Origin of the sequence: Bacillus cereus group sp. BfR-BA-01347 (assembly GCF_022663835.1) — a bacterium.
Taxonomy (GTDB): Bacteria; Bacillota; Bacilli; order Bacillales; family Bacillaceae_G; genus Bacillus_A; species Bacillus_A thuringiensis_K.
In genome coordinates, this window is sequence record NZ_JAKUGG010000007.1 from 17,437 (window position 1) to 30,304 (window position 12,868).

Sequence of the window (12,868 nt, forward strand, 5' to 3'; positions counted from 1 at the left end):
TTATCATTTTTTATTAAATAGATAAAGGAGATAAGGCATGGGGTTAATTTATAAAGTTGCTGATCAAGATTGGGAATTTGAAAGTATACATAAATTAAATTATAAAACTTTTGTGGAAGAGATACCACAACATGAAGAAACGAAAGACCGGTTTCGTATAGATCGGTTTCATAAAGAAAATACATATTTAATTTGTTTAGATGAGGATAGATTAGTAGGTATGGTCGCAGTGCGGGGAAAACGACCATTCTCGTTAGATTATAAAATCTCAAATTTAGATGTTTATTTGCAAGAGCATGGAGAAAAAGTGTATGAAATTCGTTTACTTTCAGTAGAACGTGAATATAGAAATGGAAGAGCGTTGTTAGGATTAATTCGTTTTCTACATCGTTATTTGCTTCTAAACGGATATGAATTAGCACTCATTTCTGCAACAACACGTGAACTAGCTTTATATAAGCAAATGGGATTCAAATCTTTCCATACGTTAGTTGGTACAGAAGAAGCAACCTTCCAGCCAATGTATGTTACTCCTGCTATGTTTGAAGAGTCGAGTGTTGGGGGGATTATGACGAAAGAATATACGTTTTTACCTGGTCCAGTAGATATTGAAGAGAATGTTCGAAAGGCATTTTCTACGCGGCCTATTTCGCATCGATCTAAGTCATTTCAAGTGACAATGGACAATGCGAAAAAACGGTTACTTCACATGACAAAAGCAAAACATGTACAGCTTATGTTAGGAACAGGGACGTTAGCAAATGATGCGATTGCTTTACAGTTACGTTCTTTAAAAGGGAAAGGACTAATATTAACAAATGGAGAATTTGGAAATAGATTAGTTGGACATGCAAAACGAGCTTGGTTACATTTTGATACGTATAAAAAAGAAATGGGAGAACCGTTTATTTATAACGAATTAGAAGAAATAATAACAACTGGAAATTATGAATGGCTTTGGTTTGTTCATCATGAAACATCTACTGGAATGTTAAACGATTTAGACGAGTTAAATACTCTTTGTAACGAGAATCAAATGAAACTATGTGTAGATTGTATAAGTTCAATTGGAGCAATACCATTAGACCTGAAAGATGTGTATTTTGCAAGTGGTGTTAGCGGTAAAGCGATTAAATCATATACCGGAATTTCTTTCGTTTTTCATAACCACATTGTAAAAATAAACGAGGCTGTGCCGGCCTATATGGACATTGGCATGTATGAAGAAAATGAAAGCATTCCATACTCACAATCATGGAATTTAATTTACGCATTGCAAGAAGCGTTGAAGAGATTTGAAGATGAAAAGGCATTTGTAAAAATTAAAGAGACATACGATTATGTTGAAGAAGTTATTACTGATATGGGGTTAAAGCTTGTTTCACCTAAAGAACATGCCGCGCCAATTATACTTACTATTGTATTGAGCGAAGATCATTCTTCTAAAGTAGTAGGCGATGCGTTAGCATTACAAGGATACATTGTTCATTATGAGTCATCTTATTTGCAAAAGAATAATTGGATTCAAATTGCATGTTTAAATCATTATAAAGAACGCGATATGAAGAGGATGTTAAATTGTTTGCAAATGTGTTTATTTTAGAGTGGGGTACATATATAAAGACTTTTTCTTTTCGTATAAAGGAGCTAAGACTTACGAAAACTTAGGAATAGAACATTGGAAGAGGTGTAAGTATGATAACTAGAAAACTACCATTACATATAGACGATATTAAAAAAGCTCACAAAATTCTAGATAGAAATGCTCGTAAAACGCCATTAGTAAAATCTTTTTACTTGACTAGTAAAACGGGCGGAGAAATTCATTTGAAATTAGAAAATATGCAATTAACGGGTTCTTTTAAATTTCGTGGCGCATTTAATAAAATGTCGCGGCTCACGGATCAAGAAAAAGAAAGAGGTGTAATTGCATGTTCAGCAGGTAATCATACACAAGGAGTTGCATTATCTGCTCATTTACTCGGTATTAAGAGTAAAATTGTTATGCCAATTTCTGCACCGCAGGCGAAAGTTGAAGCAACTAAAGGATATGGATCTGAAGTAATTTTACATGGTGAAACCTTTGATGATGCAAAGGCAAAATGTAAAGAAATTATAAGGGAAACAGGTGAAACATACTTACATCCATATGATGATGTAGAGGTAATGGCTGGTCAAGGTACAATTGGATTAGATATTCTTGATGATATGTGGGATGTAGATACTGTCATTGTACCAATAGGTGGAGGCGGAATTATTTCTGGTATTTCTGTAGCATTGAAATCTTTTAATCCATCCATTAATATAATTGGTGTCCAAGCAGATAATGTTCACGGAATGAAGGCATCTTACGATAAAGGCGCAATCGTAGAACATTATGAGGCGCCTACTATTGCAGATGGTTGTGCAGTTAAAATACCAGGCGAATTAACATTTGAAATTGTAAAAGAATTAGTAGATGATATTGTAACTGTATCAGAAAAAGAGCTGGAAGTAGCGATGAAAGATTTATTACAACGTGGGAAAGCTGTTGTAGAAGGTGCAGGTGCGTTAGCAACTGCTGCACTTCTTGCAGGAAAAGTTGATAGCTATACAAAAGGAAAAAAGGTAGTAGCAGTTATATCTGGTGGGAACGTGGACTTACAGCGCATATCGAGTGTATGTGAGCACTTTTTTGTTGCTAATGAAGTAAAATAGTTTTATGAAAGAAGAGCTAAGAGAAATAATCTTAGCTCTTACTTTTTGTCTACCGTTTACTGTAAGTAGCAATAAACTTGCAGAATTTTCCGTTTAATCAATTGTATTATTTAAGCGCCAATTTTTGCACATATCTTTAATGTTACAATAATTATTTCAATATTGTCGAAACGTAAGCAGAAATTTAATATAATAGTCTTAATGTGCTAATGAGCGGTGAGGAGGGCAGGTCATGAATAAAGAAGAACAGGTCATGAACGGTTTCAGGGAATTATATAATAAGCTGGTTTGGCTTAATAAAGATAAGATGGAAGAAGGTCTTAAAGGGTTTAAGTCTTCTGAAGTCCACTGTATTGAATATATTGAAAACAATGCAGATTCTAACGTGACACAACTCGCAGAGGCTTTTTATGTGACTCGTGGTGCTACAAGTAGAATGACTAAGAAGCTCATACAAAAAGGCCTTGTTGAAAGCTACCAAAAGTCAGAAAATAAGAAAGAAATTTATTTTAGACTTACCGAACAAGGGAAAGAAATTTATAAAATCCATGAAGATCTGCACAAAGAGTTTCAAGAGCGGGATAAAGCTGTATTTGAGCAAGTAACTGAAGAAGAATTCAACAGTATAATTAGCTTTGTGGAAAAGTATAGTAGACATTTGGATGCCGAAATAAAGAAACAAGGTATACATATTAAATCGTAAGACATTTTAAGAATAAATGGCAGCCTTACTCTAATATGAGAACAGGCTGCTTTTTTATTATTTTATTTTGTTGACAAAGCAACAAAATATTTTAAGGAGAGAAGTCAAATGTCTATATTTAGATCACAAAATGAAAGGGAAACTGAAAAAAGCATAGATAAACATGCTTTACTATTCGGACTTATTTCTGTATTTCTTTGTGGTATAGGTTTCAGTATCATCATGCCTGTAGTCCCATTCTTAGTACAGCCATATACAAGTAATCCGGAAGAACAAGCATTAGTTGTTACACTACTAACTTCCGTATATGCGGCTTGCGTGTTTTTAGCTGCCCCAGTACTCGGGGCTTTAAGTGATAATTATGGCCGTCGTCCATTACTTTTAATATGCTTATTTGGTTCTGCAATTGGGTACTTAGTTTTTGGAATAGGAGGAGCTTTATGGGTACTATTTGCTGGACGCATAATAGAAGGAATAACAGGCGGAAGCATAAGTACCATTTTCGCATATTTTGCAGACATCATCCCTCCAGAACAGAGAACGAAATACTTTGGATGGGTGAGTGCAGTTGTAGGTGTGGGAACTATTATTGGACCAACTCTTGGGGGCTTACTTGCAAAGTTTGGTCATTCTGTACCTTTATACTTTGGAGCGTTCATAACTTTATTAAATGTTTTATATGGTATGAAATACATGCCTGAGAGCCTTGACAAAAATAACAGGTTAAAAGAGATTACTTTTGTAAGGTTAAATCCTTTTGCACAGCTAGCAAACATACTTTCCATGAAAAACTTAAAATGGTTACTTGTCTCAGCGTTTTTACTATGGATACCTAACGGATCTTTACAAGCGATTTTCACACAATTTACAATGGATACTTTCAGTTGGAAACCTGCATTAATCGGACTTATGTTTTCAATTTTGGGCTTTCAAGACATTGTTTCACAAAGTTTTATCATGCCAAAGCTTTTAATCAAGCTTAGTGATAAACAAATAGCAATTCTTGGGATGGTTTCGGAGATTATAGGATACAGTTTTATTGCGGCATCAGCTTTGTTTTCACTCTATCCACTACTAATCGTTGGAATGCTAATGTATGGTTTTGGGGATTCAATTTTCGGGCCTTCATTCAACGGGATGCTTTCAAAGTCTGTCAGTTCTAATGAACAAGGAAGGATTCAAGGTGGAAGCCAATCTATTCAAGCTTTAGCAAGAATGATTGGTCCGATTATTGGAGGACCAATCTATGTATCACTTGGTCATGCCGCACCTGCTTTTATGGGTATGATTCTTATAGTAGCGGCAATAGCAGTTTTGTATAAGGGAACGTATGAAACTGTATAACAGATAGATATAAGAACAAATAAAAGGGAGTCAGAACTTAGGAACAAGTGCTGATTCCCTATTTGTTTACGGTTTGAGAGCTAAGAGAAATGCTTTTGTTTAGGAATTTATTCTGCAATGGTCTCATGGTGAGGGGTAATATTCAGTGAGGTGGAACTATCATTAATTACAGTTAGCTTTATTTGAAAGTAAAAAGGTAGGTAAATGACTAGATAATTTCATTATGCTTGTGCTGAAGTAAATAATGACTCCATTTTTATTTTGCTCTTCTCTCGAATTTCAGCATCTGCATGGCGCATCACATATTTATGCGCTACAGCGATTGCTAAAACATCATCTAATAAGCCAATCCCAATAATAGCAGCTATATCTGGAATGAAATCGATTGTTAATACGTAATAAGATAAAGCGGCTAATATTATGAATTTCGCCTTAGTAGGTAATTCTTTCTTTTTCATTGTGTAGAATAAAATAATACTTTCATATACGCTAGATTTACCGAGGTTTACAGAGCTTTTTTTGAACTTTTTCCAAAGTGTCTGTTTCTCCATATAAACACTCCTTTTACAAAACATAGATTTTTTAAAAGGATGGACAAAGAAGTGAGAGATTAATCAATTTTATTGTTTTTCTTAATTATATATTTCCATAAAAATAGGGGATTACCTGTTTAAAATAATATAATGTGGATTATGCAACGATTCATAGTGTTCCGTTACATAGTATATATATTGTAAAATGTATGTGGATGATTTAGTTATTATTATGCATTTCATAAGCGGTATGGGGAAAGCAAAATGAAAATAATAGAACTACCAATTGAATTCGAATTTAACGGGCAAAAACAATGTGTTTATCCAAGTTTAATTATAGTACATAATGAATTAACATTAGTCGATACAGGATATACAAGTTTTTTACCTTTAATTGAAAATGCAATATTAAAACATGGATATGAGATGAAAAACTTAAAAAATATAATTATTACTCATTATGATGATGATCATCTAGGGGCTTTATATGATTTCAAAGTGAAATATCCTCACATTAATATTATTGCTAGTGAAATTGAATCTAACTATATTAGTGGTGATATAAAATCAGAGAGGTTAGTTCAAGCTGAAGAAATGTTAGAACGTATGCCAAATGAAGAAAAAGAATTTGGTAAATGGTTTATACAACAGTTAAAAAATATAAAACATATTTCCGTCGATGAAAAAGTGCATGATGGTCAAATGATTTTGAATAATGAATGTCAAATAGTAGCGATGCCAGGACATACTTCGGGGCATATTTCATTATATTTTCCGAATTTAGATTGTGTAATTACGGGAGATGCGGCTGTTCAAGAGAATAGTGAGTTAGTAATAGCTAATCCGAATTTTTGTTTAGATATAGAAAAAGCGAAACAGTCTTTAAATAGGATTAAAAGTTTTAAAGCAGCAGAGTATTATTGCTATCATGGAGGAAAGCTTACTGTATAAACTAATGAAAACCGGTCTTTCCTAAATCGAAAAGATCGGTTTTTTAGTTCATATATTTTGCGATTTCAACCAAATCAGTAACAGTATATTTCGGTAAAATTGAAATATATATGTAAAAAAGAATATATAATTTGAGCAAGGGGATAGGGGGAAGAAGATGGGTTCGTTATTTGATGTAATAGCAAATGTTATTTTGTTTTACCCTCGAAGTGACATGAAATTAAAACATCATATCGCAAAATTAAGTGAATTAGAGTGGTTTCGAAATCTACATGAAGATTCGAAGTATACAAGTTTAATTTGGAGTAATAGAAAAATTAAGAAGTATATTTTGAATTCAGCAAATATGGAAGTACTAATAAAATCAGAGAAAAAGCAAAAAGAATTTGTTCATCTAGTACAGGATGAATATAAAAAAAGAAGATAAGAATTTTTTTATTTTTCATATTTGGCGAAACAAATGGTACAATGAAAGCTAATGTGAAAAATAAGGAAAAGAAGTGGTCTATTTGAAAAACTTTTTAGAATTAGGAATTAGTGAAACTTTTAATCATACATTACGTGAAAATGGCATTACAGAAGCAACACCAATTCAAGAGCAGGCAATTCCCGTTATTATGTCAGGTAAAGATATTATTGGGCAGGCGAAAACAGGAACGGGTAAAACGTTAGCATTCGTGTTACCAATTTTAGAAAAAATCGATCCTGAGTGTAGTGATGTTCAGGCTTTAATTGTTGCGCCAACAAGGGAACTAGCACTGCAAATTACGACTGAAATTAAAAAGATGCTTGTTCAAAGAGAAGATATTAATGTACTAGCGATTTATGGCGGGCAAGATGTAGCACAGCAATTGAGAAAATTAAAAGGAAATACACATATAGTTGTTGCGACACCAGGACGCTTATTAGATCATATACGTCGTGAAACAATTGATTTAAGTAATCTTTCAACGATTGTACTAGATGAAGCGGATCAAATGCTTTATTTCGGTTTCTTATATGATATTGAAGATATTTTAGATGAGACACCTGGTAGTAAACAAATGATGTTATTCTCAGCAACGATGCCAAAAGATATTAAAAAATTGGCGAAGCGTTATATGGATGAACCGCAAATGATTCAAATACAAAGTGAAGAAGTAACGGTAAATACAATTGAGCAGCGTGTCATTGAGACGACAGATCGTGCAAAGCCAGATGCACTTCGTTTTGTTATGGACCGTGATCAGCCATTTTTAGCTGTTATTTTCTGTCGTACAAAGGTTAGAGCAAGTAAGTTGTATGATAATTTAAAAGGACTAGGTTATAATTGTGCTGAACTTCATGGTGATATACCTCAAGCGAAACGTGAAAGAGTTATGAAGAGTTTCCGCGAAGCGAAAATTCAGTACTTAATTGCGACTGATGTAGCAGCTCGTGGACTTGATGTAGATGGTGTAACGCACGTATTTAACTTTGATATTCCTGAAGATGTAGAAAGTTATATTCACCGCATTGGCCGAACAGGACGTGCAGGTGGATCAGGTCTTGCAATTACGTTCGTTGCAGCGAAAGATGAAAAACATTTAGAAGAAATTGAAAAAACGCTTGGTGCACCAATACAAAGAGAAATAATCGAACAACCGAAGATAAAACGTGTAGATGAAAATGGAAAACCGGTACCAAAGCCGGCTCCGAAGAAATCAGGTCAAAATCGTCAAAGAGATAGCCGCGAAGGTTCAAGAAGTGATTCAAGACGTGATTCCAGAAATAGCTCAAGAAGTGGTTCCAGAAATAGTTCGAGAAATAGTTCTAGAAATGAAAATAACCGATCATTTAATAAGCCAAGTAATAAAAAAGGTAGTACAAAGCAAGGTCAGCAAAGGCGTGGTCGTTAAATAGTTATAATTGTAAAAGAGTCGCAAAATATTGTGGCTCTTTTTTTGTTTGTATACAACAAGGATGATGGCAAGAAAAAACAAAAATTTCATTCACCGTATTTGAAATTTATAAAGGAAATTTTATAGTCCAAAACCATTAGAGCAAGGATATTACTATCATTCAGCAGAACACTTTGATTAAAAGAAAAGGTATTGAAGCGAGCGAGTATTTTCATTACACATTCCGCAATTATCGAAATAGAACAAGAGAAGTTTATGAAGGATTAAACTCGTATTGGTGTACGATTGTTGGAAACTGGAAAACTAATTTGTTAGCTTTGATCGATGAGGAACTCGAGAAGCACCACTGCCATCCTTATGGGGAAATTGCTTATGACGATGAAGGTAATGTAGTGATAATATGCGAAATAAGAAAAAAGGACTAGCAGTCGTACCTGCCGTCCTTTAATAGGAGAAAAAGTAATCTTGTTTAGAACTACGCATAAACAGAAAATCTGCTTGTAATTAGTTTTACCCTAAATATACATGTCTATACAAAAAAGGGATAAGTAAAAGATACTTATCCCCGGAAGGGAAATCCCAAGCACCAAAATGGCTCGTATTGGTCTGCAGGTTCAAAAGTAGTATATGTAAAACGAAAAATCTCATACAAAAAGCAGACAACGATTTTGGTTGTCTGCCAGTGAGCTCAATGAGTTAGCTAATTGTGATAATTTGCATCCCCATTGCGAGAAGAGTGAAGCTGCTAGTTCAAACAGCTTGTTGGTATTATTTTCGATTTCTTAAAAAATATACAGAGAAAGCAGATAAGTGAAGAACCTACCTGCTTTTGCTGTAACAAAAGATAAGAGGTATTAGCCGTGGACACGGCGGCTTGAAAATAGTATGTATTTTTATTTAAAAAATATTCAAGGGGTGAAGAAACATGGAATGTTTAATAAAGGTGTTTGTTTTATTAATCAGTTAATTAATAAAACAAAATAGTTATTTGGGAGAAAGGGAAAATGAATATGAGATGAATTGAAGCTGTTGAAGAATTACTTGAAGTGATGAAAGAATGCTTTTGGAACGGAACATCTTTAAAGGGGAAGCTAATGATTTTAATATTGTATCTTGGCTGATTGAAAAAGCGACGCGTAAAACAAAATAAAGATTTCATTTTGTAGCAATGGAGAATAGATATGTGTACTTATTGGGGGAAAGTAGATAAAGAGTTCTTTAAGAGGCAAGAACCGGAACAAAATAAAAGAGCGGCTAGCAAAAGCTAACTGCTCAATACTCAATACAAGGAGATACAGAGAAGACTACTTTAAATGAATGTTGGCATACAGCCTACATACAGTATTGACCGAATGTTTATTTTAAATTCAATTTATTTAAAGTAAACATCCCAACAGATAAAATGGTTGCGCCTGCTACAGAACCTAGCCAGTCTCTCCAACCTAATGTATTTAAAGATGCATCTGTTAAATCCGTAATTAAGAAGATAGCAAACATTAATACACCAAATGTTAAGCATCCCCAAAATGTTTGCAAATATTTAATCATCTTCTTTCGGAATTTGCTCATATAAATCACCCTTATTAATAATTTATATTTTTATAAATAAATTATCGCATGTGCAAAAATTAAAAGTGCGAAATATGCAATATTACATATTGGAACTCAACAAAATACTCCATTGATAAGTACATAGATCGAACGGAGGGGAACCGTATCGTATGAATCAATTGTCATTTTTTGAAGTCATCGATGTAAAGGAGATGCGCTGACTTGTGGTGAAGGAGCTGAAAAACTACAAAGTGTTGTGCGTCTGGATAAAGAATCGAGAAAAATAGGATCAAGCGGAGGGCATCGTTCTTTTCCTAAAATGAAAGGTGACGATAAGAAACATGAGATACGTTTTAAACAAATTGAGCGGACGTTAAAAAATAAAAATTTATAAAGGAAATGGAAAGTATGGTGTTGTATATGTACGATAATAGGAAACTTTTTGCAAACTAAACATATAATTTTAATAGACCGACAGTCGGTCTGGTGGGAAGGAGAACTTGAATGCGAATTGTAAAGGAGTATGAGGAGCGTAGAAAGGAAATTTTAGAAACAGCTGAGCGTTTGTTTCTTACGAAAGGTTATACGAAAACAACCGTGAATGATATTTTAAAAGAAATTGGTATAGCAAAGGGGACGTTTTATCATTATTTTAAGTCGAAGGAGGAAGTAATGGATGAAATCATTATGAGGATTATTAAAGAGGATGTCACTAAGGCGAAAAGGATTGTCTCCAATCCCGATATCCCCGTTTTAGATAAGTTATTTAAAATTTTAATGGAACAATCACCAAAATCAGGAGATGTAAAAGAAAAAATGATCCAACAATTCCATCAACCAAATAATGCAGAAATGCATCAGAAAAGTTTAGTGCAATCCATTATACATTTATCTCCTGTATTAACGGAAGTTTTAGAGCAAGGAATAGAAGAAGGCATATTTTATACTCCATACCCACAAGAAACAATTGAATTATTACTCTCTTCAGCACAAGTCATATTTGATGATGGTTTATTCCAGTGGAAAACGGAAGAAATGATGAGAAGAGCTAAGGCTTATATTAAAATGATGGAAGTATCTGTTGGAGCGAAAGAAGGGTCCTTTAATTATATGATCGAGGTTTTAATGAAACAGAAATAGCTTTTTTCTGTTTGGGTATTATAGACCGGCAGTCGGTCTATGCTAAATGAAGGATGTGATGAGGATGCCAGCAAGTATTCAATCTTCCTTGAAAGATTTTCACTTAATGGTAAGTGGTCAAATTATTACTATTTTAGGTTCAACACTATTACGTTTTGCACTGTCTTTATATGTGCTAGATATAACAGGACGTGCCGATATATTTGCAGGGTTATATGCCGTAACGAGTATCCCGTTTTTGTTAGCTCCTCTTGGCGGAGCGATAGCAGATCGTTTCAACCGCCGTAATGTAATGGTCATTTTGGATTTTATAAACGCTGCTATTGTATTAAGTTTTATAGTTTTGTTATTAACTGAATCGATATCTATTTTATTGATTGGAACAATTATGTTTTTACTAGCAGTCGTTAGTGCAATGTACGCACCAGTTGTTATGGCAAGTATTCCGCAATTAGTTCCAGAGAAAAAGTTAGAACAAGCAAACGGTATCATAAATGGTGTGCAAGCATTATCTAATATAGTTGCTCCTGTATTAGGAGGAATATTGTATGGCATAATTGGTTTGAAAATGCTCGTAATAACAAGTTGTCTTGCTTTCTTTTTATCTGCGATTTTAGAAATGTTTATTACAATGCCATTTATAAAAAGAATACAGGAAGGCCATATCGTACCTACACTTGTAAAAGATATGAAAGAAGGTTTTCTTTATGTTTTAAAGCAACCTTTTATTTTGAAGGCTATGTTACTTGCAGCTTTACTAAACTTAATTTTGACACCGTTATTTGTTGTCGGAGGACCTATTATGTTACGAGTAACTATGCAGAGTAGCGATATGATGTATGGAATTGGAATGGGATTAATTGATTTTGCAACCATATTAGGGGCATTGTCAATCGGTTTCTTTGCTAAAAAGTTACAGATGAAAAGATTATATAATTGGATGTTTATCATAGCTTTATTAGTAATACCAGTGGCACTATCAGTTACACCGTTTACTCTTAATTTAGGATACTATCCACCATTTATCCTCTTTATACTTTCTTCTCTTCTAATCGCAATGATTATGACAATTGTATCCATCTATGTGATTACTGTAGTCCAAAAGAAAACACCAAATGAAAATATAGGAAAAGTAATGGCAATTATAACAGCGGTATCTCAATGTATGGCACCAATTGGGCAAGTCGTATATGGTTTTATGTTTGAAGGATTCAGTACGAAAATTTATTTACCTATATTAGCTATTAGTTTCATAATGATAATAATAGCGGTGGTGACGAAGAAAATATTAAGAAATGAAGGGAACTAGCTTCATATGCTTAGAGTATTAGCGAAACCCAATCCTAATCAATTCTTCATCATTTATTTCAATTACGAATCTATATTCTTTGTCTAATAGCCAGTAATAAAAACTGACTGCATCAACGTCAACTAGTGATTGGAATACTTTATCAAGATTTGTACTTACTACAGGGATTTCATAGTTATCCCATATTATAAAAATCTGTTCGTCAAAATCTAGTTGGTTTGCTCTAATAAGGGAAATTAGTTGTTCTTTGTTCGAAGCTATGAATTGATTATCTATCTGTTCCCAATATATTCTTCCCGAGACAGTTATAGGAAATGAATTCATTAAAATAGTAGCAATCTGCTGGCTTTTTTCTTGGGAGAAAATGAGAGTTTCGTTTCCTAGGGATTCAAGGCATTCACTAAACAAAGGGTTTGTGTCATTGTTGTTTTTGGTTTTCAGTGCTCTTAACTTTTGTCGCAATTTCCATTGTCTTGACGATCTATCATCCATTTTTAACATTCCTTATACAATTATTTAAGAATGAGTATAGCATATAAGGGAAGTCTTTATGAAAAGGAACTTTTTAAATATAAATTAAACAAAAGCGTTATTTGAAAAAAAAGCCTTTTAAGGAAAGATAAGAGGCCATCAAAAAATATAACAACATAAAAAAATATATTATGTTTATACAATTTGAAAAGTTGATGGAAATAATAAAATGTATAAAATTCTTATAAAAAAAGCCCTAGGATTAGGGGATCTAGGGCTTCCTCTGTTG

General features: G+C 33.5%; 12 protein-coding genes. 9 read left to right on the top strand and 3 right to left on the bottom strand.

Features of this window, described 5'->3' with window-relative positions; translation table 11 throughout:
- Nucleotides 1–37 precede the first annotated feature (37 nt).
- The 4 genes from MR143_RS12920 (at nt 38) to MR143_RS12935 (ending at nt 4,744) form a co-directional block, all read left to right on the top strand.
- The gene (locus tag MR143_RS12920; protein WP_000523053.1) at nt 38–1,603 is read left to right on the top strand and encodes an aminotransferase class V-fold PLP-dependent enzyme; all 1,566 of its coding nucleotides are present in this window, start codon (nt 38–40) and stop codon (nt 1,601–1,603) included.
- Between the two features lie 92 nt (nt 1,604–1,695).
- Nucleotides 1,696–2,697, top strand: a complete 1,002-nt coding sequence (gene tdcB / locus MR143_RS12925) for a bifunctional threonine ammonia-lyase/L-serine ammonia-lyase TdcB (protein ID WP_199717817.1) — start codon at nt 1,696–1,698, stop codon at nt 2,695–2,697.
- 232 nt (nt 2,698–2,929) lie between these two features.
- Nucleotides 2,930–3,400: a MarR family transcriptional regulator gene (locus MR143_RS12930; RefSeq protein ID WP_001030905.1), complete on the top strand. Its 471-nt coding sequence runs from the start codon at nt 2,930–2,932 to the stop codon at nt 3,398–3,400.
- Between the two features lie 108 nt (nt 3,401–3,508).
- Nucleotides 3,509–4,744, top strand: coding sequence for an MFS transporter (locus MR143_RS12935; protein ID WP_000021824.1), 1,236 nt, complete (start codon nt 3,509–3,511; stop codon nt 4,742–4,744).
- Nucleotides 4,745–4,965: 221 nt separating this feature from the next.
- Here MR143_RS12935 and MR143_RS12940 read toward each other — a convergent pair whose 3' ends face one another.
- Entirely contained in the window at nt 4,966–5,295 is a 330-nt protein-coding gene (locus MR143_RS12940; protein ID WP_000415088.1) for a YkvA family protein, read from the bottom strand.
- A 246-nt stretch (nt 5,296–5,541) separates the two neighbouring features.
- Between MR143_RS12940 and MR143_RS12945 the strand changes: the two genes are divergently transcribed.
- The 3 genes from MR143_RS12945 to MR143_RS12955 all read left to right on the top strand — a co-directional run bounded on the left by MR143_RS12945 (nt 5,542) and on the right by MR143_RS12955 (nt 8,105).
- Nucleotides 5,542–6,228 (top strand): MBL fold metallo-hydrolase, encoded by a 687-nt coding sequence (locus MR143_RS12945; RefSeq protein WP_199717818.1) that lies wholly within the window; start codon nt 5,542–5,544, stop codon nt 6,226–6,228.
- A 157-nt stretch (nt 6,229–6,385) separates the two neighbouring features.
- Nucleotides 6,386–6,655 carry a hypothetical protein gene (locus tag MR143_RS12950; protein ID WP_000535042.1) on the top strand — a complete coding sequence of 90 codons (270 nt, stop codon included), beginning with the start codon at nt 6,386–6,388 and terminating at the stop codon, nt 6,653–6,655.
- Between the two features lie 73 nt (nt 6,656–6,728).
- Nucleotides 6,729–8,105 (top strand): DEAD/DEAH box helicase, encoded by a 1,377-nt coding sequence (locus MR143_RS12955; protein ID WP_002181566.1) that lies wholly within the window; start codon nt 6,729–6,731, stop codon nt 8,103–8,105.
- A gap of 1,359 nt (nt 8,106–9,464) precedes the next feature.
- On the opposite strand, the gene MR143_RS12960 is transcribed toward MR143_RS12955, so the two are convergent.
- Entirely contained in the window at nt 9,465–9,677 is a 213-nt protein-coding gene (locus tag MR143_RS12960; protein ID WP_000033163.1) for a hypothetical protein, read from the bottom strand.
- A gap of 486 nt (nt 9,678–10,163) precedes the next feature.
- On the opposite strand from MR143_RS12960, the gene MR143_RS12965 reads away from it, so the two are divergent.
- Complete coding sequence (locus tag MR143_RS12965; RefSeq protein ID WP_001223583.1) at nt 10,164–10,799, top strand: TetR/AcrR family transcriptional regulator; 636 nt, start codon at nt 10,164–10,166, stop codon at nt 10,797–10,799.
- 64 nt (nt 10,800–10,863) lie between these two features.
- Nucleotides 10,864–12,108: an MFS transporter gene (locus tag MR143_RS12970; protein WP_242280794.1), complete on the top strand. Its 1,245-nt coding sequence runs from the start codon at nt 10,864–10,866 to the stop codon at nt 12,106–12,108.
- A gap of 18 nt (nt 12,109–12,126) precedes the next feature.
- On the opposite strand, the gene MR143_RS12975 is transcribed toward MR143_RS12970, so the two are convergent.
- A complete protein-coding gene (locus MR143_RS12975) occupies nt 12,127–12,600 on the bottom strand; it encodes a CDI toxin immunity protein (RefSeq protein WP_000342731.1) in 474 nt (157 codons plus the stop codon).
- Nucleotides 12,601–12,868: the final 268 nt, after the last annotated feature.